We start from the raw sequence: 24,922 nt of genomic DNA, 5'->3' as shown, positions 1-24,922 counted from the left end.
CGGCACCACCTGCCATGGGTCCGTCATGCGGTCGGAGCTTGCACTCCTAAACAAAATCTGCGTTCATTTAGACAGCAGCGGCACCGGGCCGAGGCGTTGACTACAGCCAGGAGGGTTCATGGTCGACTTCGTGCGTCCCGAGGACGACTACTTCCACAAGGGCTCGATGACGGACAGCCCCTTCTGGAACGAGAGCGCCTGGTTCCCGTTCTATGTCGCGGAGCGGAACCTCTCGGGCTTCGTCTACATGAACCACCGGCCGAACATGAACTTCTCCATGACGGGTGCGGCCCTCTGGGACCCGTCGGGCGAACAGATGTACGACTGCCTCTACCACGACTGGTTGGAGTTTGCGCCGCTCGACATCCGCAAGGACGGGACGGAGATGTTCGACTACAGCACGCCGAACGGGCTCACGCTGAAGTGCGTCGAGCCCCAGAAGACCTTCCTGATGCAGTACGACCGCGACGGCTGCCAGTTCGACCTGCGCTTCGACGCTACCATGGACGTGGCCAACGCGGGCTTCCCGGACGGCTCGCAGGAGTGGGGGCCGCACCACTATGAGCAGGGCGGCCGGGTCAGCGGGAAGGTATGGATCAACGGCGAGGAGATCGACGTCGACTGTGGATCCAACCGCGACCACAGCTGGGGGCCCCGCCTTTACAAGGACAACCCGCGTGGTGACTTTCCGTGGTTCAACGACGGGAAGGGCTTCGCTTTCCAGATGTACAACATAGGCACCGAGCCGCTGGCGACGGACCCGATCATAGGCACGATCGAGCCGGCGATCACCGGATGGATCCAGAAGGACGACAAGGTCAGCCATGTCGTCTCCGGCACCCGGCAGGTCCTCGAACGGCGCCCCGACGGAGTGCCGTGGAAGCTGGCCATCGAGGGCACCGACGGCATGGGGCGCACCATCCGCGCGGAGGGCGAGTGTAAGAACGTCCTCAAGTGGGTGCCCTGGGCCCGCTACCTGCAGTACTGGTCGCTCTGCGAGTGGACGCTCGACGACGGGAGCAAGCAGTACGGCGAGGCGATCGAGTGGTTCCCCGGAATCCAGGCGCGTCGCTTCCTGCGGGGGTTGGGCCAGTCATGATCGAATTGCTGCAGGGTGTGCGCGTCATCGAGTGCGCGATGCTGCCGACCGGTGACCAGACCAGTCGCCTGCTCGGGGATCTCGGGGCCGACGTGATCAAGGTGGAGCGCCCGGGTTACGGTGACTACCTGCGCGAGCTTGGTGATCGGATCACGCCGCAGAACAGTGTGTTCCATCTGCTCTGTAACCGCAACAAGCGCAGCGTCACGATCGACCTGCGGCAGGACGAGGGGCGCGACCTGTTCTTCAGCCTGCTGAAGACAGCGGACGTCTTTGTGGATGGCTTCGCCGGCGATGCGTGTGAGGCTCTCGGAATCGGCTACGAGGCGCAGCGCGCGGCCAAGCCGAACATCGTGTACTGCCAGGCAAGCGGCTTCGGGGCCCGCGGAGCGTACAGCCAGATCCCTGTACACGGCTACATGATGGGAGCAGTGGCCGGCCAGGAGCAGTACAAGGTCGACGAGCGGGGCGTGGTGCACCAAGTCCTCAACCCCGAGGGGCTGTACTTCTCCGGATCGATCGACGGGCCGCTGTCCACCGCACTGTACGCCGCCCTCACGACGATCGCGGCGTTGCGGCGCCGAGACCAGACAGGCGAAGGTGCCCGCATCGACGCGGCGGGCGCGGACGCGGTGCTGGCCAACCAGGCTCTGGACGCTGTGATGGCGTGGAACTCGACACGCATTACGGATCGACGCAACCCGCCTCCGCCGGTAGGCATGGACCCGCACAAGCGACCCAAGTACACCTGGTACGCGACCAAGGATGACCGGATCGTGCTCCTCGCCGCCATCGAGCACAAGTTCTGGGACAACTTCTGCAGAGCCGTCGGCCGGGAAGACCTGCTCGACGTCAAGAACACGTCGTTCGCCGTCGACTTCGCCGACGGCGGCAAGGCTGATCTGCTGGACGAGCTTGTCCCCGTGTTCAAGGAGCGCACGCTCGCCGAGTGGATGGACATCGCGCGCGCACACGACATCCCCCTGTGCCCGGCGAACTCCAAGCAGGACACGCTCGACGACCCGCACCTGCGTGCCCGCGAGATCGTGCACGAGACGACGCACCCGGTCGCGGGCCCCTACACGGGCACGGGATGGCCGGCTCCGGTCTCGGGGCAGCCGTTCGACGTGGCCCGTCATGCCCCAGCGTTGGGTGAGCAGACCGACGAGATCCTGGCCGAGTTGGGTCTTACGGCCGAACGGATCGCACGCCTGCGCGAACGACGCGTGGTTTGAGGAGTATCCCGACATGAAGCGGAATGTCTTCCAGACGGAGCACAATCTGTTCCGCGACAGCTTCCGGCGTTTCCTCGAGAAGGAGGTCGTACCTCACCACCTGGAGTGGGAGCACGCCGGCATCGTGCCGCGCGAACTCTTCCTGGCCGCAGGGGCGAACGGCTTCCTCGGTCTTGATGTCCCTGAGCGTTTCGGCGGGGGAGGGGTGACGGACTTCCGCTACAACGTCGTCATGCACGAGGAGGTGCAGGCCGCGGGCGTCAACGCGTCAGGGCTGGGGCTCTCCCTGCACAACGACACAGCTGTGCCTTACCTGCTTCAACTGGCCAACGACGAACAGGCCGAGCGCTGGTTTCCGAGGCTGGTCACGGGCGAGTTGATCACAGCGATCGCCATGACGGAGCCAGGAACCGGCTCGGACCTGGGCGCGGTGCGCACGTCGGCCGTGCGAGACGGCGACGACTACGTTGTCAACGGCTCGAAGACGTTCATCACCAACGGCATCAACGCCGACCTCGTCATTGTCGTCGTGAAGACCGATGTCACCGCTGGCGCGCGCGGCCTGAGCCTGCTGGTTGTGGAGCGCGACACCCCGGGCTTCGCGCGCGGGAAGAACCTGGACAAGATAGGCATGCACGCCCAGGACACCGCAGAGCTGTTCTTCGCCGAGGCGCGCGTCCCTGTCGCGAACCTGCTTGGCCAAGAGGGAAAGGGCTTCGGCTACCTCAGCAGGAACCTCCCTCAGGAACGCCTGGCCATTGCCGCGATCAGCGTGGCCGCGGCACAGGCGGCGCTCAGATGGACACTCGAGTACGCGCGCCAGCGCTCGGCTTTCGGGCAGCCCATCGGCTCCTTCCAGCACAGCCGCTTCACCCTCGCCGAAGCGGCGACCGAGGTGAGTGTGGCGCAGGCCTACGTCGATCGGTGTCTCGAGGCACACATCGCTGGTGAGCTCACGGCCGAGGAGGCGGCCATGGCGAAGTGGTGGTGCTCCGATATGCAGAACCGTGTCGTCGACCACTGCCTCCAGTTGCACGGTGGCTACGGCTATATGACCGAGTACCCCATCGCGCGAGCGTTTGTCGACGCGCGTGTCCAGAAGATCTACGGTGGTACCAACGAGATCATGAAGGAAATCATCGGCCGCTCTCTCGGGCTGTAAGGAGCACGCTGTGGTCATGATCGCGCCGCAGGTTGTCGCCCGCGACAACCTTCCGCAGCGTGTCCGTGTCTATGAGGTGGGCGCGCGTGACGGTCTTCAGAACGAGAAACAGGTCATCTCCACGGTGGTGAAGGCCGAGTTCGTCGAGCGGCTCGTAGCTGCCGGCCTGCGGACCGTGGAAGCGACGAGCTTCGTGCACCCGAAGTGGGTGCCACAGCTGGCGGATGCTGAGGACCTCATCGACCGCCTACAGCCGGTGGACGGGGTGCGCTATGTGGTCCTCGTGCCGAACGCCAAGGGCCTGCAGCGGGCCCTCGACCGAGGTGTGCGAGATATCGCGATCTTCGCTTCGGCCACCGAGACGTTCTCACGGCGCAATCTCAACCGCAGCGTCGCTGAGTCGATTGAGATGTTCACGCCGGTTGTGGAGCAGGCACGCGCAGCTGGAGCCGGTGTGCGCGCATATGTCTCCATGGTCTGTGGCGACCCGTGGGAAGGGAAGGTGCCTGTGACGCAGGTCGTCGACGTGGCGACGCGCCTTGTGGCGCTGGGCTGTACGGAACTCTGCCTTGGCGACACGATCGGGGTGGGGACCCCCGGCCACGTGCGCGCCCTCGTGCGCGCCCTCATCGCCGCGGGGATCGAACGGGACCAGCTCGGTGTGCATTTCCACGACACCTACGGACAGGCGCTTGCCAACGTCCTGGCAGCGCTCCAGGAGGGCGTCACGACGGTCGACAGCTCCGCGGGTGGCCTGGGTGGCTGTCCCTACGCCGAGAGCGCGACGGGCAACCTCGCCACCGAGGACCTGCTCTGGCAGCTGCACGGGCTCGGCATCGAGACTGGCGTCGACCTGCACGCGCTCGTGCGCACCAGCCTCTGGATGGCGGAGGAACTGGGCCGGCCGAGCCCGTCGCGCACTGTACAGGCCCTCGCAACCAGTGTCGGGGCAGCATGAGCACAGCAGATCTCCAGATACCGCCGGGTACGCCGCCTGCGCAGCTGCGTGAGCTGCTGCGCGGCTGGATTGCGGCCAACGCGCCCCAGGGTCTCTCCGACATCCTGGACTGGCGGGCCCGCGTCGACCTGCCGGGCTCGGTGATGCGGGCTGTCAGTGAGGAGCAGCACGCTCAGGCTCAGCGGCACCCGCTCTTCCGAGAGTGGGAAGAACGCTGTCTCCAGGCGCGTCTGGTCTGCCCGGCCTGGCCGGAGGAGTACGGTGGCCGCGGCTGGGAGGCGCCGGAGATGACGGTGCTCGACGAGGAGTTCTTCCGCGCTGGCCTGCCGCGCGTCGACCGAGTGCAAGGCGAGTCGATGGTCGGACCGTCGATCATCCTGCACGGCACCGACGACCAGAAACGGCGTCTGCTGCCTTCGATCCTGTCGGGCGAGCACCGTTACTGTCAGGGTTTCTCCGAGCCCGGTGCAGGGTCTGACCTGGCCTCGGCCCGGACCCGCGGCGTGATCGAGGGTGATGAGGTCGTCATCACCGGCCAGAAGGTCTGGACCAGTCGTTTCGCCACGGCAAATATGATTTTTGTTCTCTGCCGGACCAACACCGACGCGCCCAAGCACAGAGGCCTCTCCTACGTCATCGTCCCCTTCACACCGGGGGAGAACGGCATCGACGCCCGCCCCATCCGTCAGATGACCGGTGCGGAGGAGTTTGCCGAGGTCTTCTTCGACGGGACGCGCGCACGGCTGGACAACGTCATCGGGGGCCTGGGTGAGGGCTGGCGGGTCGTGCAGTCGACGCTGGCCTTCGAGCGCGCTGCCGCAGGGCGCGCAACGACCATGCTGGTGCAGTCGCGCGAACGAGAGCTGGCCGCGCTCGTCGAACTCGCGCGCGCCAGGGGCCGGGATCGCGACCCGGTGGTGCGCCAGCAGTTGGCCTGGGCACATACCCAGGTTCGGCTGCTGCGCGCATCGTGGGAGCGCACCGTCTCCGAGGTTGCCGCTGGACGGGAACCGGGTCCGCAGCTGTCCACGTGGAAGCTGTTCTGGAGCGAGTACCACCTCAAACTCGGGGCCTTGGCGCTGGATATCGCGGGAACCGACGCGCTACTCCGTCCAGAAGGACCTGGCCACCCGGTCGACCCCTGGCAGGACGCCTTCCTCGTGGCCCACTCTGGCACCGTCTACGCCGGGACCAGTGAGGTGCAGCGCAACATCCTCGGTGAGGGTGTCCTGAGGCTGCCTCGCGAGCCCAGGCAGGCAGGTGCCCGGTGAGCTTCTCGTTCCCGGTCGAAGCAGGCGCGGTGCTCATGTTCGCCCGCGCTCTGGGGGATCTTGACCCCCGTTGGTACGACGAGGAGTCCCCTGCCGCGCAGGCGCACGGCGGCGTGCTGGCCCCACCCACCTTCGTGGCGAGCGTGGCGCACTTCGACCCCGACTGGCCGTACCGTCCGCGCCCTGGCGTGCCCTGGCACGGGTCCGGTCGCGGTCCGGGCTTCCCGCCGCCGGCCAGCGGCAGCGGCAGCGGCAGCGGCACCAGCCTTCATGCGGAGCAGCACTATGAGTACCACCGCCCGATCCGGCCCGGGGACGTGCTCACGGTGGACCGGGAGCCCGGCAAGCGCTGGGAGAAGCAGAGCGCACGCGCCGGGACGCTTCGCTTCGAAGAGGAGATCACCCGGTTCACCAACCAGCGCGGTGAGCTCGTCGTCACAGCAATCCGTGTGCGGGTGGTCACCGAGCGACCGGTGGAAGGGTGACAAGGTGAGACTCGAACAGCTCACGGAGGGCGACAGCCACTCCCAGGTGGTCGTGCACGATCTGACGCGCACCCAGCTCGTCATGTATGCCGGCGCATCCGGTGACTTCAACCCGCTGCACACAGACGAGGTCTACGCCACACAGGTCGCCGGATACGACAAGGTCATAGTGCACGGCCAGCTCACGATGGGGCTGACCGCCAAGATGGTGGCCGGCTGGATTGACGAGGCGGATCTCAGCGCCTTCGGGGTCCGCTTCAAGAACCAGGTCTGGCCGGGAGACACCCTGACGGTCTCAGCCACGGTGACGTCAGTGACGAAGGGCCCCTATGGCCCAGAAGCTGAACTCGCACTCTCGACCACCAACCAGGACGGCGTGGAGGTCGTGAGCGGGTACGCGCGGCTGCGCGAGGCATGGACTGCGGAGGCGCGATGAGCGATCAGCCACAGGCACTCGTCGCGGGAGGCAGCGGCGGTATCGGCGCCGCTGCCTGCGAAGCCCTCGCACGTGAAGGCTTCGATGTCGCATTGACATACCGCAGCAATGCGGACGCGGCTGAGGCGGCGGCCAAGGCCGTGCGAGCGCTGGGTCGCAACGCCACGGCGCACCCTGTGGACCTCACCGAGGCAGCGGACGTCGAGGCGCTCGTGGACTCGTTCGCCCGGCTGGACACCGTCGTGTACGCCGCAGGCCCACAGATTCCCATGCGTTACGTCGGGAGCATCGACCAGGGGCTGTTCGCTGAGCAGCTGTTGCGCGATGCCGCGGCCTGCTTCAACTTGCTGCGGCCTGCAATCGCGCCGCTGCGCGCAACGAGAGGATCCGTGGTCTGCCTCGTCACGACGGTCCTCCGTCGGTGGGCTGCCCGGGACCTGCTCTCGGCGGCGCCGAAGGGCGCCGTCGAGCAGATAGCCCGTGCCATCGCGGCCGAGGAGGGCAAGAACGGTGTGCGCGCGAACTGCGTCGGGGTCGGCACGATCGAGGCCGGGATCTGGGAGGACCTGCTGAGCACGGGTGACTACGACGAGCGCGCGCTGAAGGCCGCCCAGCGAGCGATCGCGCTCCGCCGTTTCGGTGCGGCGGACGAGGTCGCAGAGGTGGTGGCGTTCCTTGCCTCGCCCCGCTCGTCGTACGTGACAGGACAGACGCTCAACGTCGACGGTGGGTACTCCACATAATATTCGACTCAGATTTAGGGCGAGGCGGATCAGCCCGGGCGTTTGGGGTGTGCTGATTGGCAAGATGTCGTCTGTGTCGTGTTGACGCGAGTGACGATGCCGAAGTCGGGTGCGAGAGCATGCCTGCCGGCGTGCGGGGCCTCGTAGTTGCGGTCGACACGGGCCCAGCGTCGATCCGCGGGCTGCGGACACTGGCACGGATGGGGCCGATGACCTGGTCTCGCAGGGCCGGGAGTGCGGCGATGTCGATGGCCGGGACCTGGTGGCTGGGGCCCAGGTGCGTATCCGGTGAGAGAACCGCCCCGCCATCCGCATCAGATGGGTGTTGTCCAGCAGTCGTAGTTGCCAGTCAGCAGATCGCTGTGTCGGGGCTGCGACACAGCATTTATCTACAGAACATAAAATTAACTACAAAAAATCAATATTCTGTCTCCAGGGGACTATTGATGTTGAAAATGATTTCAAGATCTATTTAGAAGGCCTGGGCGTGCGCACGACCGAGCGGTCCGGGTGTTTGACAGTGGCGCGAATCACGCTATGCTGCATCGAAACTAGCAAAATTTCATTAGATTCTTGTTGATCATCGGCTAGCCCCGTGAGGCGTACAGGCGCTCGGCAGATGTCCTCCCTGGTCCCGAGTGCTCATACTGTCGGACGCCCTAGCCGCGGATCCACGACTCGCATCCCGACTGGTCGATCCCCAGCAAGACGAACAACGCCTGATGTCAGGGTCCACCGGTCCGCTGATCTCGCTCTTCGCGACCACCGGGGCTGTAGCTGAAGGGAAATTCTCAGTGCTGAGAGCAACTGTGCCGACCTGCCTGAGCCGGTCCACGGGCCGTCGGTGCGCGCTGCCGGCCGCTTCGGCTTCCGGCAGGCGCGTTCCGGCTGGTGATCGTTTTTGTGCCGGCGTTGCGCCCCAGGCGGTGTGCCCTTTATGGCTATGATCTCGCTTACCAGAATCGCCACACCGATCGGCAACTTCTTCGCGTTCACGCTCGACACGTTCGTCGCCGTTTTCCGGCGGCCGTTCCAATGGCGCGAGTTCATCCAGCAGACCTGGTTCGTCGCCAGTGTCTCACTCGGTCCGGCCATTCTGCTGGGTATCCCGTTCGTCGCGCTGGTCACCTTCCAGTTCAACCTGATCCTGTCGGAGCTTGGCGCGATCGACCTGAGCGGTTCCGGATCGGGCCTCGCCACGATCACCCAGATCGGCCCGGTTGCGACGACGTTCATCATCGCCGGAGCCAGTTCGACGGCCATCTGCGCGGACATAGGCGCTCGCCGGATCCGTGAAGAACTTGACGCGATGATGGTCCTGGGCATCGATCCCATACAGCGGCTGGTCGTGCCCCGGATGCTCGCGACCGCCCTGTGCGCGTTTCTGCTCAACGGCGTGATGATCCTGATCGGCCTGACTGGTGGGTTCTTTTTCGCGGTCTTCCTCCAGGAAGCCAGTCCAGGGCAGTACGTGGACTCGATGAAGCTTCTGGTCGGGTTCGCGGACCTGGTGCACGGTGAGCTCCGGGCTGTCGCCTTCGGTGTGGTCGGTGCTCTCGTCGGCTGCTATCGCGGCATGACCTGTGCCGGCGGCCCACGCGGTGTGGGCAACGCGGTGAACGAGACTGTGGTCTACACCTTCCTGGCGCTGTTCCCGCTCAACATCCTGTTGACCCAGGTGCCGTACTCATTGGGGATCGTTGGAGGGAACCACTGATGGCTGGAGGATTTCGGCGTGGTCTGGTCCACGTCTTTGGTGCGCCATTGCGGCTGCTGGACGACCTGGGCCGCCAAGCCTCATTCTACGGCCAGGCACTGGCCTGGACGCCAAAGGCGGTCAAGGATTACAAAACTGAGCAGGTCAGACTGATTGCCGAGGTGGGGATGAGCACTGGCGCCCTCGCGGTGATCGGTGGTTCGTCGATCATAACACTTTTCATCACACTGTTCGCCGGTGTCACCGGCGGGGTACAGACCTTCGATGCGTTGAAGAACCTCCAGCTCGAGGCGCTCGGTGGATTCGCCTCTGCCATCATCACCCCGCGGCTGCTGACACCGATCGTTGCCGGTGCCGCGCTTGCCGCGACGGTTGGCAGTGGCTTCACGGCGCAGCTCGGTGCAATGCGAGTCGCCGAGGAGATCGACGCTCTCGAAGTGATGGCTGTGCGTTCGCTGCCCTATCTGGTCACGACTCGACTGGTCGCCGGAATGATCACTATCATTCCGATTTTCGCGATGGCCATGGTCGGTGGATGGATCGGTTGGAAGGTGACCCAGGTCAACTTCTTCGGGCTTTCCGAGGGTACCTTCAACCACTATATGAACACGTTTATGCAGTGGCAGGATGTCATGTTCGCGTTCGCGCAGGCCGTGGGTATAGCGATAGTCATCATTCTGATCCACACCTACTATGGCTACACTGCCTCCGGCGGCCCGGCTGGTGTCGGCCAGGCGGTCGGGCGCGCGGTGCGGACCTCGCTCATCGCGGTCATGACGATTGAGCTGTGCATCGCGATGGCGTTGTACGCGAACTCCGACGCGTTTCGGATCTCGGGGTAGCGCTGTGCAGACATCGATGTTCGGTCGGGTGCGGCTACGGCTTTATGCGTTGATACTCATCGCGGTCGTGAGCGGCTTTGGTGCGCTGTGCATCGCCGCATACCGGCAAGCATTCATCAGCACTGTGGATGTCACGCTGCGCGCCGACCGCACCGGACTGCAGATGTATCGAGGTAATCGGGTGCAGCTGCGCGGTGTCGACGTGGGCCGTGTCGGGTCGATGACACGCACCGAGGACGGCCGAAGTGTGCTGATCACGCTCAAGATGGATCCCGACAAGATGAAGGACATCCCGGCTAACGTTGGAGTCCAGCTCAACCAGCTCACGGCGTTCGGTGCGAAGTCGGTCGAGCTGACCTATCCCGAGCATCCCACCACGCGCACCCTCCAGGCTGGTGACCAGGTCGGCGGGGACCGGGTGGCCGTCGAGGTCAACACACTGTTCGATCATCTCCAGCGCATCCTGGACACCGCCTCGCCGGCGAAGGTCAGCGCGGTGTTGGGGAACCTGGCCGGCGCGCTGCAGGGGCGCGGTGACGAGCTCGGGCAGACCGGCGCCGACCTCGCCGCCTATCTGAACAAGTTCAACGAGAACTTGCCGCAGCTGCAGAATGACTTTTCCAGGACGGCTGATGTCGCCAACCTCTATGCCGACATCGCCCCGGACCTGTCACACATCCTCGAGAGCGTAACGGTGACGAGCCGGACGCTGGTCGAGCAGCAGGCTCAGCTCGACTCCTTCCTGTTCCAGGTGAGCAAGACCGGAAACCAGGGCGGTGTCTTCTTCGGGCAGAACGCTGATGCTCTGGTGAGTGTCGTACAGAACGCGTTACCCACGACGGCTTTGTTGAAGCGGTACTCGCCGGAGTTCGCCTGCCTGCTACAGGGCATCGACAAGGCGGACAAGCAGATGATTGCCACGCAGGGGAAGGTGCCCGGCATCACCGGTCTCGTCGCCATCGAGCCGGGAGACGTCACGTACAAGAACCCGCGGAACCTCCCGAGCATGTCCGCCGACATCGGCCCGCAGTGCTATGGGTTGCCCAATTACGACGGGCGCGTGGTGCCGGCGGAGGCCACAAAGGACTTCGACAAGGGTGGTGAGGCGAACCCGTATCCCGGTGACAACCGGCTGCGTATGGGAGATCCGCCGCTGGTCGTGCAGTTGTTCGGTCCGTTGGCGGGCGTGCCATTGACGGACCAGGAGAAGGCACGGCTGCAGGGAGGTGCGCGGTGACAGGGGGCAAATCCGCGCTGGCCATTACCGGGCCTCTGATCAAGAGTGCGATCTTCCTCGTCGTGACCCTGTTGGTCCTCGGGTTCATCTCGATTGAGCTCGGCCAGCGCTTCGGACTCGACGACACCCGCCGCTACTCCGGAGTCTTCAGCGACTCCTCCGGCCTCCGGCCCGGCCAGACGGTCCGCATCGCCGGGGTGAGGGTCGGCACGGTGCACGACGTCAAGGTCCAGGACAGCGCACGCTCGGTCGTGGCCTTCGATGTCGACGCCAGTCGGCAGATCCCGCGGAACGCGCGTCTGGCAATCCGCTACCTCAACCTCACCGGTGACCGGTTTCTCGAGATCCAGGAGGGGGACGGGCCATCCGCGCCACTAGCCAAGAATGGCATGATCCCGATCGGGCAGACCGCTCCCGCACTGGACCTCGATGTGCTGCTGGCCGGATTCAACCCACTGTTCGAAGGCCTTGCTCCCGACCAGATCAACAGCCTGTCCACCGAGATCGTGTCGGTGTTCCAGGGGCAGGGCGGGACGATCGACTCATTGCTGAAGCGAGCGGCGTCGCTGACGAACACTCTCGCGGACCGTGACGTGGTGATCGGGCAGTTGGTGGACAACCTCAACATCCTGCTCGGCACGCTCGACCAGCACGGGCCGCAGTTGAAGGTCACTATCGACCGGCTCCAGACGCTGGTCAGCGGCCTGGCGAACGATCGCGGCCGGCTCGGCGACTCGCTCGCCGGCTCGAACCAGCTCGTGACCTCCCTCAGCGATCTGCTGACGAAGGTCCGCGGGCCGCTGCGCGACACCGTCACCCAGCTCGACCGAGCCGCATCGCAGGCGAACGCAGGCGAAGCCGACATCAACGCGGCCCTGAGCATGCTGCCCGGCGCCTACCTGCGCATCGGCCGACTCGGCGCGCGAGGCAGCACCTACGGCCTCTACGTGTGTTCGCTGCGACTGAAACTGACCGGCCCCAACGGCCAACCGTTCTACACCCCCTACATCGGTCCGGCCCCCAACGCGGACCGCTGCAAGTTCGGGACCGCTCCACTGGAAACCCCGGCACAGCGTGAACAGAAGCAGAAGTTGAGCGGTGGTGCGCGATGATGATCAAATTTCGGGAGCGCAACCCGGTAACGATCGCGGTGGTCGGCATCGCGGCGCTGGTTGGTCTGCTGTACGGGTCGTTCCAGTTGGCAGCGTTGCCGATCATCGCCGGCGACAGCTACTCGGCGATGTTCACCGAGGCCGGCGGCCTCCGCGCCGGCGACACGGTGACGATGGCGGGCACGAAGATCGGCAAGGTCACCGATGTCGGACTGAAGGGCAATCAGGTCAAGGTCACGTTCACCGCGAAAGGCGTGATACTGCGTGACCAGTCGACCGCCCAGATCAAGACCGAGACCCTGCTCGGCGAGCGGCGACTCGGGATTGTCTCCACCGGCACCCGGAAGATGTCTCCGGGCGATGCGATCCCGTCCTCGCGTACACAGGCGCCATACAGCCTCACGCAGGGCCTCGAGGATCTGACCCGGCATACAGGCGAGATCAATGTCGATGACGCCGGTCAGGCGCTCGACACGCTCAGCCAGGCCTTCGCGCAGACCTCCGGCGACATCGGCCCGGCCATGGAGGGGATCACGCGTCTGTCTCATACGGTGGCCTCCCGAGACCAGGCGCTGTGGGAGCTGCTCCAGCACGCGCAGCAGGTCACCGGAGTACTGGCGGGCACGTCAAAGCAGCTCACATCGCTCGTACAGGACGGTAATCTCCTGCTGGCCGAGCTCAACGCCCGGCGGAACACCATCCAGCAACTGCTCAACCGGACTGTCCAGCTCACCAACGAAATCGTGGGTTTCACCGGCGAGCAGCGCGACAAGCTGAAGCCAGCACTCGACAAGCTCAACCACACCATCGGGATTCTGCGGAGCAACGAGGGTAACATCATCTCCGCGATCCAGCGGGTCTCGACCTTCATCACGGGTCTCGGCGAAGGCATCGCCTCGGGACCGTTCTTCACCGGTGTCGCCGATGTGGGCGGACTGGGAGTCTTCCCGACGGCACAGTTCATTCCGGGGCTGGCCGTTCCGTCGCCGTTCCCGCAGCAGCCGGCGCCATCCCTGCCTGTTCCACCGCTCGGCCAGGTCATTGGTCAAGGAGTGAACTGATCATGCGACGCTTCATGGGCGCCACCCAGGGTAGGCGTAGGATCGTTTCCCTCCTGGCGGTGCTCGCCATCGCCGCCGGCGCCTTCTCCTTTTTCGTCCTTAACGGGCACAGATCCGGTACCGCCTACTTCGCGAGCGTGAAGAACATCTACCCGAAAGACCGGGTACGGATCCTCGGTGTCGACGTCGGTGAGATCACTGCGATCAGTCCCGAGCCTGGCCGGGTCCGAGTGGATTTCAGCTACGACAGCAAGTACAAGCTCCCGGCGGATGTGCAGGCCGCGATCGTCTCACCAACACTGGTCGCGACCCGCTTCCTGCAGCTGACCCCGGCCTATAACGGCGGGCCTACGTTCCCCGACAGGGGCACCATTCCCCTGGAGCGGACCGCGTCACCGCTGGAGTTCGACGACCTCAAGTCCGAGCTGGAGAAGGTCTCGGCGGCCTTCGGGCCTGCTCCTGACGGCAGTCAGGGCGTGCTGGGCCGATTCCTCGACACAATGGCCAGGAATGCGCAGGACGGCCAGGGCGCGAAGTTCAACGCAATGATCAGGGAAGCTTCGGCGGCGGCGCAAACTCTGGCCTCCGGCAGCGACGATCTGTTCGCGACCGTGCGGAACCTGCAAACCTTCGTCACGGCCCTCGGCGCAGTCGATCAGCAGATCGTCGAGTTCAACAACCAGTTGGGCTCGGTGTCCGAGGTGCTGGACGAGAACAGGAACGCGTTCACTCAGGCGATCACCGGAGTCAACGACGCCGCGGTACAGGTGGACCAGTTCCTCGCGGAGAACGCCCAACCCCTGGAGACCTCGGTCGATCAGCTGGGTCAGCTGACCCGGAGCCTGGCCGGCATGCGTGATGACATCGCCCAGGTGCTGCACGTCGGGCCGAACACGTTGACCAACCTCTGGCAGATCTTCTCGCCACGTAGCGGTGCCTACACCGGCGCTCTCGCCGTGGACAACCTCAACAACCCCGCCGACCTGGTGTGCTCGGCCTACGCGGTCAACCTCACCCAGAACCCGGGCGACGCCGCGGCGGCCTGTGCCAACTACCTGGCCCCGCTGCTGCAGGTCCTGCGCGTCCAGCAGCCGCCCATCGGCGTCAACCCGCTCGTAGTGCCCGGCGGCGGTGGCCCCACCGAACGGCCGGGCGTCGACCCACCGCCGAACGCCACCGCGAACAACCAGGGGCTGTTGCCCGGCCTGGGCCTACCCGGCCTGGGTGGTCTGCTCGTCCCGCCGTCTGGAGGCAGATGATGAGGCGGCTGCTGTGCTGGCCCATCCTTGCCATGGCCGTGGGCCTCGTGCTTACTGGCTGTAATTATCAGGGGCTCAACGACTTCACCCTGCCCGGTTCGGAAGGCTCGCGGCCGGGCTCCTACGAGGTGAAGCTCGAGATGGCCGATGTCGGTGATCTGGTGCCCAACAACCCGGTCCGGCTGAACGACATCAACGTAGGGACGATCAAGTCCATCCAGCTCGACGGATGGCACGCCCTCGTCACGATCAGGCTCAACCCCGACGTGGTGCTGCCGGCGAACGCGACGGCTCGGGTGGGTCAGGCCAGCCTGCTGGGCGCGAAGTACATCGAGCTCGACCGTCCCGCGGAGGGTGAGACCGGCAGGCTCGCGCCGGGTTCGACGCTCGGGCTCGCGCAGACCGGGAAGTACACCGGCACCGAGGACCTCCTGGCCTCGGTGGCGTTGCTGCTCAACGGTGGCGGGCTTGCGAACCTCAAGACGATCACCACGGAGTTGAACCGGGCACTCGGGGGACGGGAACCACAGTTCCGTGATCTGCTCACCCAGCTGAACACGTTTGTCACCGGGCTCGACAAGCAAAAGGGCGACATCGTCCGCGCGATCGACGGGCTCGACCGGATGGCCGGCAATCTGGCGTCCTACAACGGGCAGATCCAGTCCGCGCTCGACAACCTGCCCCCCGCACTCGACGTGCTGAACCGGGAGCGGATCAATCTGGTCAACACCCTGCAGTCGCTGTCGAACTTCGGCGACGCCGCACACGACGTGGTCAGCCGGGGCGGTGACGCGCTGGCCCAGAACATCGACAACCTGGGGCCTTCGTTGAAGGGGCTCGCCGACGCGGGCCAGTCCCTGACCAATTCCCTGGACATGATCGGGACCGCCCTGTTCCCACTCAAGACGTTCGGCGACGTCATCAAGGGCGACTTCGCCAACTTCTACATGACCCTCGACCTCACCCTGGGCACACTCGACCGCAACTTCCTGACCGGCACGCCGTTCGCGGGCCAGCTGGGCAACATAGAGAAATTGCTCGCGGCCGGGATGGGGGTGGCTGGTCAGGCAGTGAACCCGCTGACGGCGCCGGTCCTGCCGAACGGCGTCCCCGGCGTCACCGGGCCGGCACTCGAAGGCGGCACCAAGCCGGTACCAGCGGATCAACGCGGGGTGGAACCAGCCAGGCCGCCAGCCCAGCCTTCGCCGACGCCGTCCCCGACACAGCAACCGAACAGCGGTCTCGGAGACCTCCTCAATGGGCTCCTGGGCGGGGGAACAGGCCGATGATCACCAGATTCGTGCGTTTCCAGCTTGTGGCGTTCGCGATTCTCACCCTGGCCGCGACACTCATGATCGCATTGGTGTACCTCCGGGTTCCGACGCTCCTGGGCGTCGGCCAGATCCAGGTGACGGCCGACTTCCCGTCGACCGGGGGCCTCTACCCCAACGCGAACGTTACTTACCGCGGCTATACCGTCGGCAAGGTCAAGAAGATCGACCTCGTCCCGACGGGAGTCCGAGCAACGCTGTCCATCGACAAGGACAAGGCCCCGCCGCGCGACAGCCGGGCCGAGGTGCACAGCGTCTCGGCGATCGGCGAGCAGTATGTCGACTTCGTCCCGACCGCGAACCCCGGCCCTCCGATCCGGCACGGAGATCGGATCGACATGCGGCAGACCAGCACTCCGCCCCCGATCGCGTCCGTGCTCGACAGCGTGGACGACCTCGTCACGTCGCTGAACCCACACAGTCTCACCACCGTGCTCGACGAGGCCGCCGCGGCCTTCGACGGACTTGGTCCGGATCTCGGGCGGCTGGCCGACAACACCAGGGCACTGCTGGACGCCGCGGACACCAATTACGAGCCGACCCGGCAGCTGATCCAGAACGCCCCGGCTCTGCTGGACGCCATCCGGCAGAGCGATCCGTCCATCCGGCAATGGGCGGATGACCTGTCGTCATTCACCGGCACGCTCGCGAAGGACGACCCGCAGATCCGGGCGATGCTGGCGAATGTGCCCCCAGCGGCTGGACGGGCAGGCGACCTTCTCCAGCAGCTGAGCCTGACCACGCCAACCCTGCTCAGCAGCAGCGACGTGCTGGCCAAGCTGGCGAAGGCCTACCACGCTCCCATCGAGCAGATCCTCGTCGTGTATCCGCTGCTGACAGTCGAGAACCTCACGACGGCCCCCGAGTACCTCTCGCCCGGGGTCTTCAAGTTCAACCTCGAGACCAACGTCAACCCACCGGTGTGCATGGACGGATGGGTACCGGAGGGCCAGCCGGGCGGTCCGCGTCCGTCGAGCATCATCAGCGATGAAGAGCTGCCTGCGAACTCGTACTGCAAGCTGCCCCAGAACGACCCGCGAGTGACGCGGGGAGCGCGCAACCTGCAGTGCTTCGAGCCGGGTTCTCCACCAGGACGGCGAGCAGGGACGATCCAGGGGTGCCGGGGCGATGGCGAAAAGCCGATTACAGGGAAAGGCGTGTTCGTTCCCGGCGAGACCGGTCTCGGCGGGATCACTGTCCTCGAGGGTCCCCTCACGGTGCTCGGGGTCGTCGGATCACCACCGCCTCAGCAGAGGGAGTTGACATGGCAAGGACTACTGATCGCTCCGGCCGAGCGGTGACGTTGTTGACCCACGACGCGCCGGCGGCCCTGCCGAAACACGGTGCCGAGGAACCCGCCGAAGATACGAGGGAAAGCAATCCCAGGTCCACGACCAGGGACGCGAAGACCGGAGACGAGGTCCGGACACTCGCCGAAGAACAGCCGGACGAGGCATTCGTGGACAATGAGGGTGGCGGCGAGCTCCCGAATCCGGACGGTCCGGTCAGCGATGATCCGGTCTCGGTGACGCTGGCATCCGCGGCCAAAGGATCGCGTCCGCTCAGGCGGGGGCGGGCGTTCCGGATAGCGTTGGTGGCATTGTCGGTGCTTGTTGTCGTACTTGTGGCCACCACGGTTGTGTTCAGTCTGCGCTGGCAGAACGGCCACGCCGTCGATGCCCGTCGCGCCGATGCCGTGGCCGCCGCTCGTCAGGTGGCGCTGAACCTGACCTCGATCAACTTTGGCACCGCGGACGCGGACGTCAACAGGCTCGTCTCGAGCGCGACCGGTGACTTCCGCAATCTGTTCACCCAGAACCTCGATTCCTACGTCGATATCGTCAAACAGAACCAGGTCGTCACGACCGGCCAGGTTACCGAGGCCGGCGTACAGGACATCAACGCGAGCATCGCACACATTATTCTGGCCGTGCAGTCCACCGTGCGGAACACGGCGGTGCCGAACGGCGAGGTCAGAACCTACCGAATGGCGCTACAGATGGAACATCACGGCGACGGATCCTGGCTGGTCTCACGAGTGGATTTCGTGCCGTGAGGGCCTTACGGAAAGCCTTACGGAAAATGGTGGCGATTGGAGACCCCCGGGCAATCTGGCGAACCGCGCATCGGTATCCGCGAACGGTTCTCATCGGGCTCGGGTCGCTCACGGTCGTACTCGCCGTTGGGCTGGGCATCCTGGTGCTGGCGACCGATCGGCACAACACGGTCGAGCAGGCCAGGGCGGATGGTAGGACGGCCGGCGAGAAGATGGCTGTGACCCTGCTGTCCTACGATTACCGTTCTTCAGTGTCCGATCTTGGAAAACGTGACGATCTGCTGACCGGGCACTTCAGGGACGAGTACTCCGCGCTCATGCGGGACACCGTCATGCCAGCAGCGGTCAAGCAACAGGTGACGACCCAGACGAGCGTCGCGGCGTCCTCGGTCATCTCCGCTGACAGTCCCGACAAGGTGACCATGCTGCTCTTCCTCAACCAGACTACGCAATCGGTGGCGAGCAAGAATCCCGTACTCAACGGTAGCCGGGTCCGGATGGCCCTCCAGCGGGTCAGTGGGCAGTGGCTGGTCGCCGAGCTCACCCCGGTGTGAACGCCGACGCTCACTGTGTAGTGCCACGTATAGGGGGATCGATGACCGGTGTTGAAGTCGAGATCAGGAATCTAAGCAAGTCGTTCGGCAAGGCGAACATCTGGAGTGACGTCACGCTGACCCTGCCCCCGGGCGAGATCAGCGTGCTGCTCGGGCCGTCGGGCACTGGAAAATCGGTGTTACTCAAGTCTATCATCGGTCTATTGAAGCCCGAAAAAGGTAGTATAATCATCCATGGCACCGACTTGATCCGATGCTCCGAGAATCGGCTTTATGAGCTGCGTAAGCTTTTCGGTGTGCTGTTCCAGGACGGTGCGCTGTTCGGTTCCATGGACGTCTACGACAACACCGCGTTTCCGCTGCGGGAGCATACTCGTAAGTCCGAGACCGAAATCCGTAGGATTGTCATGGAGAAACTCGATCTGGTCGGGCTCACAGGCGCGGAGAACAAGCTCCCCGGAGAGATCTCCGGCGGTATGCGCAAGCGCGCCGGTCTGGCCAGAGCGCTCGTGCTCGATCCGGAGATCGTGCTCGTCGACGAGCCGGACTCGGGACTCGACCCGGTTCGTACGGCCTATCTCAACCAGCTCATCGTCGACCTGAACGCTCAGATGGATTCGACGTTCCTGATCGTCACGCATCACCTGGGTACGGCGCGGCAGCTGCCGGACAACATCGGGATGCTGTTCCGCCGTAACCTCGTAATGTTTGGTCCCCGCGAGGTGTTGCTGACTTCGGAGGAACCCGTGGTCCAACAGTTCCTGCAGGGCCGCCGAGCCGGGCCCATCGGAATGTCGGAGGAGAAGGACTCGGCGCAGATGCAAGCTGAGATGGCGCAGCTGCGCGAGCAGGGAGCCGCGGCACGGGACGACATCACGTTCGTCGACCCGCAGTACGAACCAAGTGCCGGCCTACCCGAGCGGCGCGCCGTTCAGCGGCGCAAGGACCGGGTCATGAAAATGATGCATACCCTGCCATGGAAGGCGCAGCAGGCTATTCGTGAGTCCTTGACGGAGGATGATCTCGTTCGTTACGAGATCCCGTGGGATCCAGGTTCCACCGAAGTCATCAAGGTGCACAGGCCGTTTCCGATCCAGTGAATGGCCGTCCGGCCTTCGAAAGAGGCACATCGGTGGGTACAGGGATGACGAGCTTGATCCTGCGTGCGGCAGTCGGCACGACAATGATCGCGCACGGAGTCAAGCATGGCAGGACGATCCAGGGAACCGCGGACTGGTTCCAGATGATCGGGTTCCGCGAGCCGGAGCTGCAGGCACGGCTGTCCGCCGTGGTGGAGGTTGGCGCCGGCGGCGCACTGCTGGTGGGGGCCGGCACACCCCTGGCCGCCTCGGCGGTTGTTGGGACCATGGGGGTGGCCGCCCGTTCCGTGCACGTCCGCAACGGCTTCTTTATTACCGCGGAGGGCTATGAGTACGTGCTCAACCTGGCCGCCGCCGCCGTGGCCCTGAGCACACTCGGCCCGGGCCGGTTCAGTGTGGACCGTCTGTTCAAGCATGCTGACGACCACCCGAGCGTGCGTCGCGGGCTGTTGACCGCGGGGATCGGGCTGGGCGCTGCCGCCGTCCAGTTGGCCGCGTTCTGGCGCCGTCCGGCATGAGGGGTGGTGTCGATGAACAGACGGCGCGGTCAGACGGCATGACGGCGTCGTTGCACCCAGCAGCGTCGGCAGAACAGACGCTTCCCGCCCGCGACCGCGTGGTAACCCGAGCTGTTCTGGAACGACACGCTGCCGAACGGCCCGATGCGCTCTGCGTGCTCGGCCCTGATGGCGAGCGATGGACCTGGGCGCAGGCTCTTGACGAAGCCTATCGGTCGGCGACGGCACTGGCGGCACGTGGAGTCGGCCGCGGTGATCACGTTCTGCTCTTTCTGCCGAACGGGCTCGACTGGCTGCGCGCCTGGTGGGGGACCAGCGCCTTGGGCGCGGTGATGGTGACCGTGAACGTCGCCTACCGCGGGGAGAGTCTCCGGCATGTCTGTGCCGAGTCGGGCGCTTCGGTGATCGTCACCGACGGTGTCCTCGGTGAGCGGCTGGCCGGGCTCGGGCTCGACATCGTCCCGGTGTCCCCTGCTGAGCTGCGCGCCGGGACCGTCACGGAACCCGTGCTCGACCCGCCCCTCGAACCCTGGGACGTGCACGCCGTGAACTTCACCTCCGGCACGACCGGTCCGGCCAAAGGCGTCCTGACCCCGTATCTCGCCACGTACATGGGCGGGGTCAACGCCATGGGTGAGGCCGGTGGTCTGAGCGCCACCGATCGCTGGCTGGTCGACACTCCGCTGTTCCACGTGAGCGGACAGATGACCGCGCTGGTCTGCCTTTCCGCAGGGGCGAGTATGGCGGTGCGGGAGCAGTTCGCCGGTTCCCGCTACTGGGATGTCGTCGCGGAGACCGAGGCCACCCATGCGTTGCTCGTCGGCACCATGGCGGCGTTCCTGCTGTCTCGGGAACCGAGCGCGGCCGAGCGAGCGCACCGGCTGCGGGTAGCCGTACTGGCCCCGATGGTCGCCGACCCCGTCGCGTTCCGCGCACGGTTCGGTGTGGCACAGCTGTGCTCCGTCTACGGTCAGACAGAGATCAGTTCACCGCTGCTGGTGCTGCCCGGGGCCGAGATCGTGCCGGGCAGTGTCGGGCGGCCACGGCCCGGCGTTGAGCTGCGTATCGTCGATGAACATGATCTGCCGGTGGCCATCGGTGAGATAGGCGAACTGGTGGTCCGCACGGACCGGCCATGGGAGATGAACGTCGGTTACTTCCGGAGGCCCGAGGCCACGGTGGCGGCTTGGCGCAACGGCTGGTTCCACACCGGCGATGCGTTCCGATGCGATCAGGAAGGCAACTACTTCTACGTCGACCGCATGCGCGACACCCTGCGGCGGCGGGGCGAGAACATCTCCAGCTTCCAGGTGGAGGCCGAGGTGATGGCGCACCCGGATGTCCTTGAGGTCGCGTGCGTCGGCGTGCCGGCGGAGTTCGGCGAGCACGAGGTCAAGGTCTTCGTCGTCCCCGTCGAAGGCCGCGTCGTCGATCCAGCTGACTTGATTGGCTTCCTTGTTCCGCGGCTGCCGCGGTTCATGATCCCGAGGTTCGTCGAAGTGGTTGCCGAGCTGCCGAAGACCCAGACACTGCGGGTGCGGAAGTTCGAGCTGCGTGACAGACCGAACACGGAGGCGACGTGGGATCGCCAGGCGGCGGGCGTCGCCCTGCCCCGCTGATCCCACCGTGGAACGGTTCAACCGGATCCTGCTCGAGGAATGGGCCTACGCCCGCGTCCACACCAGCGAGACCGAACGCCGTGCTGCGCTGCCCGGCTGGCTGCACACCTACAATCACCAGCGCTGCCACACCGCGTTCGGAGGTCATCCGTCCGTCAGCCGTATCCCCAGCCTCACGGGACAGAACAACTGGAGCGCCGGTCACGTAACCATACGTGGCTTGGCGAACGGTGACATGCGTCGATGAGTGCCGGCCATCGAGAAGATCGGCGCGACCTTGTCGATGTGTACGCCAATTTGACCGACAAGCGTGCACACCGACAAAGTCGTTTGGATCATGGCTCGTGCGGGTAGTTGCGGACGGGTCCCGTACTACTTGACCGGCGTTCCTAGGCGCCCAGCCCGAGGGCCGCCGCGAGCAGTTCGCGGTGTGCGGACGGGCTTCCGAGAAGGGCTTCGGACCCCTTGGCGCGCTTGAGGAACAGGTGCGCGTCGTGCTCCCAGGTGAAGCCGATGCCTCCGTGTACCTGCACGTTGGTCGACGCGGCACGGGCGAAAACCTCAGAGCAGTGCGCTCGAGCCAGGCTCGAGACTTCACCGAGATCCTCGCCGGCCACCCATGAGGTGAGTGCCAGGAGCACCGCGGAGCGGGCGGTCTCGACATCGAGGAGGGTGTCCGCGAGCCGGTGCTTCACCGCCTGGAAGCTCCCGATGGCGCGCCCGAACTGCTCTCGCGTCCCAGCGTACGCGACGGCCATGTCGAGGCACCGTTGCGCACCGCCAAGCTGTTCCGCGGCGAGCAGGACGGCAGCCTGTTGCAACGCACGGCGCAGCACCGGTCCGGCCTTGTCCTCCTCGCCGACCAGGCGCCCAGGGGCGTCCTTCAACTCGATGGCGGCCAGGGCGCGTGTCGCGTCGAAAGTAGGCAGCCTGCGACGCTGGACCTCGTCGTCGTCAGCGCTGATGACGAACAGCGACAGGGCAGACGGGTCATCGGGCCGTGCTGCGGTCACCACGATCAGATCCGCGGTCGCGCCGTCGACGACCAGCGTCTTGGTACCGCTCACCCGGGCGCGTTCACCGTCGGGACGCCACGTGGTCGTTGCTGTGGCGCCGTCCCAGTTCCCATCCGGCTCAGCGTGCGCAAGGGCTGCCGTCTGCTCACCACTAGCCAGCTGGGGGAGGATGTCATCCAACTCGTCCCGCGTCATGGCCAGCAGGAGGGCGCTGGTGGCGAGGCAGACGCTCGAGAAGAACGGGCCGTTGTAGAGACCGGCGCCCAGCTGCTCCAGCACCACCGCGAGCTCGACGGGCCCATACCCCATACCGCCGTGCTCCTCGGGGACGGCGAGCGCGGGGAGTCCGAGCTCCTTGGACATCTGCTGCCAGATCGTCGTGTCGTGGCCGCCGTCGTCGAGGAACTGCCGGAGGTGCGACAGCGGCGCGCGCTCGGCGACGAAGCGCCGCACGAGCTGAGCAAGCTCCTCCTGCTCGGCGGTAAAATTGATCATAGCGTCTCCCTGATGGCGCTGAGAGCGACTCCTGCGAGCCGGACGACGTAGAAGCTGCGGTCCTGACCGGTGAACCAGGCCTTGCTGCGTGCGGGGATCTAATGGGGCTCTGCTGTGCTATAGCCGCTCTTGGTCCCGCACCAGGACGCCGGAGCCAGGTGCCTGTCACCGTCATCGGAGCTTGTGCCAGCGGCAGGCGGGAGCGCAAGGGCGGTCAGCCGAACGCGTGAGGCATGGGTGCGGGCCTCCATGATGACCTCCGGCGATGCGTTGACGTCTAATCGAATTCATAGTAGAAAGTGTTCCTGAAACATACGGCCTTGCCATATATTCCGCAACGGCCAGCGAAGGCGCCCCGAGGAGCGCGGTCTGGAGGAGCGTGATGATGGAAGCCGGCGCGGACGATGTTGAGATCGTCGCTCGTTTCACAAGCTGCCTGGCGGTGGGGGACATCGAGACCTGCCTGTCGCTCGTGGCCGACGACCTGGTCTTCTCCGAGGCGTCGAGTCTGCCCTTTGGCGGTGACTGGGAGGGTAGGGACGGGCTCGTGGGGGTGCTGCGCGCAGTCGGGCGCGACTACCGGGTACGCCTCGACGCTCCGCAGGTGAGCGCGGCGGGAGATCGTGTGCTCGTCCGGGTCAGTGGGACCATCGCCGCGCGGAGTACGGGGCGCGTGATCCCTCTCGATGTCGTGGACCTGTACGACGTGAGGGACGGGCTGATTCGCAGGGTGGACGTCTTCTACAAGGACACGGCCGCGGTCGCGGGACTGCTCGACGGGCCGGCGGCCGCGAGGACAGAGCTGATGACAGGGGGCGTGCCGGCATGAGCGAGCAGGTGCAGGAGACCAGTCGGTGCACCGCCCAGGCGGTGCTCGGCCACGACTACGACCACTACGACCCCGCCTTCGCGCTTGACCCACACCCCAGCTACGCGGTGCTGCGTGAGAAGTGCCCGGTCGCACACACGGAGAACTACGGCGGCTTCTATATTCTCTCGAAGTTCGAGGACATCTCAGAGGTCCTCCACGACGCGGCCACCTTCTCGTCGTGGCCAGCGGACACACCGCCGACGCCCGGGCACAGCCGCGCGCTCATTCCGCTGGAAGTGGATGCGCCGGACCACCGTCGTTATCGGATGGTGGTGGACCCCCTGTTCCGCCCCCATGCCGTCGCCGACGTGGCGCCTGCGGTCAGGCAGTTCGCCCGTGAACTCGTCGATGGCATGGTTGCCAAGCGCGAGTTCGACTTCATGGAGGAGTTCGCCAAGCCGCTGCCCAGCGCGGTGTTCCTGCGGCAGGTGGGCCTCGACTTCTCCGTCGAGCAGCGTGACCAGCTCTGCGACTGGGCGGGAACTATTCTGCACACCACGACGGCAGGGGTGCAGCACGGGGACACGGACGCGCAGACCAAAGCGCGCATCGACGCCGGGAAGGCCCTGCACGACTTCCTGAAAGGGCTGCTGGACGAGCGCATCGAGAAGCCAGGCGACGACATCATCTCGGTCCTCGTCAAGGCCCAGATGCCCGGCGGCCGAACCCTGGAGTACCGAGAGATCCTCAACTTCGCCTACGTGCTCGTGCTGGCTGGCCTCGACACGGTGACGACGGCGCTCGG

24 protein-coding genes and 1 pseudogene are annotated in these 24,922 nt (G+C 65.5%); 24 read left to right on the top strand and 1 reads right to left on the bottom strand.

Features of this window, described 5'->3' with window-relative positions; all coding sequences use genetic code 11:
* Window positions 1–118: 118 nt before the first annotated feature.
* The 22 genes and pseudogenes from AC5LSR_RS05630 to AC5LSR_RS05525 form a co-directional block, all read left to right on the top strand.
* Complete coding sequence (locus AC5LSR_RS05630) at window positions 119–1,099, top strand: DUF7064 domain-containing protein (RefSeq protein WP_250284084.1); 981 nt, start codon at window positions 119–121, stop codon at window positions 1,097–1,099.
* Window positions 1,096–2,334 (top strand): CaiB/BaiF CoA transferase family protein, encoded by a 1,239-nt coding sequence (locus tag AC5LSR_RS05625; RefSeq protein WP_250284082.1) that lies wholly within the window; start codon window positions 1,096–1,098, stop codon window positions 2,332–2,334. The genes AC5LSR_RS05630 and AC5LSR_RS05625 overlap by 4 nt, the downstream gene beginning before the upstream one ends.
* A gap of 13 nt (window positions 2,335–2,347) precedes the next feature.
* Window positions 2,348–3,496, top strand: a complete 1,149-nt coding sequence (locus tag AC5LSR_RS05620) for an acyl-CoA dehydrogenase family protein (RefSeq protein ID WP_250284080.1) — start codon at window positions 2,348–2,350, stop codon at window positions 3,494–3,496.
* Between the two features lie 16 nt (window positions 3,497–3,512).
* Complete coding sequence (locus tag AC5LSR_RS05615; protein ID WP_250284087.1) at window positions 3,513–4,454, top strand: hydroxymethylglutaryl-CoA lyase; 942 nt, start codon at window positions 3,513–3,515, stop codon at window positions 4,452–4,454.
* On the top strand, window positions 4,451–5,725 hold the full coding sequence (locus AC5LSR_RS05610; protein WP_250284078.1) for an acyl-CoA dehydrogenase family protein: 1,275 nt from the start codon (window positions 4,451–4,453) through the stop codon (window positions 5,723–5,725). Before AC5LSR_RS05615 ends, AC5LSR_RS05610 begins: the two co-directional genes overlap by 4 nt.
* Window positions 5,722–6,210 (top strand): FAS1-like dehydratase domain-containing protein, encoded by a 489-nt coding sequence (locus AC5LSR_RS05605; protein WP_250284076.1) that lies wholly within the window; start codon window positions 5,722–5,724, stop codon window positions 6,208–6,210. Before AC5LSR_RS05610 ends, AC5LSR_RS05605 begins: the two co-directional genes overlap by 4 nt.
* A 4-nt stretch (window positions 6,211–6,214) precedes the next feature.
* Window positions 6,215–6,646, top strand: a complete 432-nt coding sequence (locus AC5LSR_RS05600; protein WP_250284074.1) for a MaoC family dehydratase — start codon at window positions 6,215–6,217, stop codon at window positions 6,644–6,646.
* Window positions 6,643–7,389: an SDR family NAD(P)-dependent oxidoreductase gene (locus AC5LSR_RS05595; protein ID WP_493464511.1), complete on the top strand. Its 747-nt coding sequence runs from the start codon at window positions 6,643–6,645 to the stop codon at window positions 7,387–7,389. Before AC5LSR_RS05600 ends, AC5LSR_RS05595 begins: the two co-directional genes overlap by 4 nt.
* 943 nt (window positions 7,390–8,332) lie before the next feature.
* Complete coding sequence (locus AC5LSR_RS05590; protein WP_052914299.1) at window positions 8,333–9,106, top strand: MlaE family ABC transporter permease; 774 nt, start codon at window positions 8,333–8,335, stop codon at window positions 9,104–9,106.
* Window positions 9,106–9,948: an MlaE family ABC transporter permease gene (locus tag AC5LSR_RS05585; protein ID WP_250284069.1), complete on the top strand. Its 843-nt coding sequence runs from the start codon at window positions 9,106–9,108 to the stop codon at window positions 9,946–9,948. Before AC5LSR_RS05590 ends, AC5LSR_RS05585 begins: the two co-directional genes overlap by 1 nt.
* Window positions 9,949–9,952: 4 nt before the next feature.
* Window positions 9,953–11,185: an MCE family protein gene (locus AC5LSR_RS05580; protein WP_250284067.1), complete on the top strand. Its 1,233-nt coding sequence runs from the start codon at window positions 9,953–9,955 to the stop codon at window positions 11,183–11,185.
* Window positions 11,182–12,297 (top strand): MCE family protein, encoded by a 1,116-nt coding sequence (locus AC5LSR_RS05575; protein ID WP_493464513.1) that lies wholly within the window; start codon window positions 11,182–11,184, stop codon window positions 12,295–12,297. Before AC5LSR_RS05580 ends, AC5LSR_RS05575 begins: the two co-directional genes overlap by 4 nt.
* A complete protein-coding gene (locus AC5LSR_RS05570) occupies window positions 12,294–13,358 on the top strand; it encodes an MCE family protein (RefSeq protein WP_250284061.1) in 1,065 nt (354 codons plus the stop codon). Before AC5LSR_RS05575 ends, AC5LSR_RS05570 begins: the two co-directional genes overlap by 4 nt.
* A gap of 2 nt (window positions 13,359–13,360) precedes the next feature.
* On the top strand, window positions 13,361–14,617 hold the full coding sequence (locus tag AC5LSR_RS05565) for an MCE family protein (RefSeq protein WP_250289422.1): 1,257 nt from the start codon (window positions 13,361–13,363) through the stop codon (window positions 14,615–14,617).
* On the top strand, window positions 14,614–15,906 hold the full coding sequence (locus AC5LSR_RS05560; protein ID WP_493468226.1) for an MCE family protein: 1,293 nt from the start codon (window positions 14,614–14,616) through the stop codon (window positions 15,904–15,906). The genes AC5LSR_RS05565 and AC5LSR_RS05560 overlap by 4 nt, the downstream gene beginning before the upstream one ends.
* A complete protein-coding gene (locus AC5LSR_RS05555) occupies window positions 15,903–17,249 on the top strand; it encodes an MCE family protein (protein WP_250284055.1) in 1,347 nt (448 codons plus the stop codon). Before AC5LSR_RS05560 ends, AC5LSR_RS05555 begins: the two co-directional genes overlap by 4 nt.
* Window positions 17,246–18,004 carry an Rv1363c family protein gene (locus tag AC5LSR_RS05550; protein WP_250284053.1) on the top strand — a complete coding sequence of 253 codons (759 nt, stop codon included), beginning with the start codon at window positions 17,246–17,248 and terminating at the stop codon, window positions 18,002–18,004. Before AC5LSR_RS05555 ends, AC5LSR_RS05550 begins: the two co-directional genes overlap by 4 nt.
* A 26-nt stretch (window positions 18,005–18,030) precedes the next feature.
* Window positions 18,031–18,558, top strand: coding sequence for an Rv1363c family protein (locus tag AC5LSR_RS05545; protein WP_250284051.1), 528 nt, complete (start codon window positions 18,031–18,033; stop codon window positions 18,556–18,558).
* 41 nt (window positions 18,559–18,599) lie between these two features.
* A complete protein-coding gene (locus tag AC5LSR_RS05540) occupies window positions 18,600–19,658 on the top strand; it encodes an ABC transporter ATP-binding protein (protein ID WP_445548167.1) in 1,059 nt (352 codons plus the stop codon).
* A gap of 44 nt (window positions 19,659–19,702) precedes the next feature.
* Window positions 19,703–20,176 (top strand): DoxX family protein, encoded by a 474-nt coding sequence (locus tag AC5LSR_RS05535; RefSeq protein ID WP_047221742.1) that lies wholly within the window; start codon window positions 19,703–19,705, stop codon window positions 20,174–20,176.
* A complete protein-coding gene (locus AC5LSR_RS05530) occupies window positions 20,173–21,795 on the top strand; it encodes an AMP-binding protein (RefSeq protein WP_445548688.1) in 1,623 nt (540 codons plus the stop codon). The genes AC5LSR_RS05535 and AC5LSR_RS05530 overlap by 4 nt, the downstream gene beginning before the upstream one ends.
* 7 nt (window positions 21,796–21,802) lie before the next feature.
* Window positions 21,803–22,042: pseudogene (locus AC5LSR_RS05525) on the top strand (integrase core domain-containing protein); the annotation flags it as partial.
* A gap of 142 nt (window positions 22,043–22,184) precedes the next feature.
* Here AC5LSR_RS05525 and AC5LSR_RS05520 read toward each other — a convergent pair.
* Window positions 22,185–23,306, bottom strand: coding sequence for an acyl-CoA dehydrogenase family protein (locus tag AC5LSR_RS05520; protein WP_250289429.1), 1,122 nt, complete (start codon window positions 23,304–23,306; stop codon window positions 22,185–22,187).
* A gap of 382 nt (window positions 23,307–23,688) precedes the next feature.
* On the opposite strand from AC5LSR_RS05520, the gene AC5LSR_RS05515 reads away from it, so the two are divergent.
* Both AC5LSR_RS05515 and AC5LSR_RS05510 read left to right on the top strand, forming a co-directional pair.
* Window positions 23,689–24,135, top strand: a complete 447-nt coding sequence (locus AC5LSR_RS05515) for a nuclear transport factor 2 family protein (protein WP_250287488.1) — start codon at window positions 23,689–23,691, stop codon at window positions 24,133–24,135.
* The coding region (locus AC5LSR_RS05510) for a cytochrome P450 family protein (protein ID WP_493464516.1) at window positions 24,132–24,922 on the top strand (791 nt) is incomplete at its 3' end. The genes AC5LSR_RS05515 and AC5LSR_RS05510, both read left to right, overlap by 4 nt.

It is taken from the genome of Protofrankia sp. CiP1_Cm_nod4 (assembly GCF_982290645.1).
The sequence above is the reverse complement of the archived record's forward strand: the minus strand, read 5'-3'. Positions and strand labels throughout refer to the sequence as shown.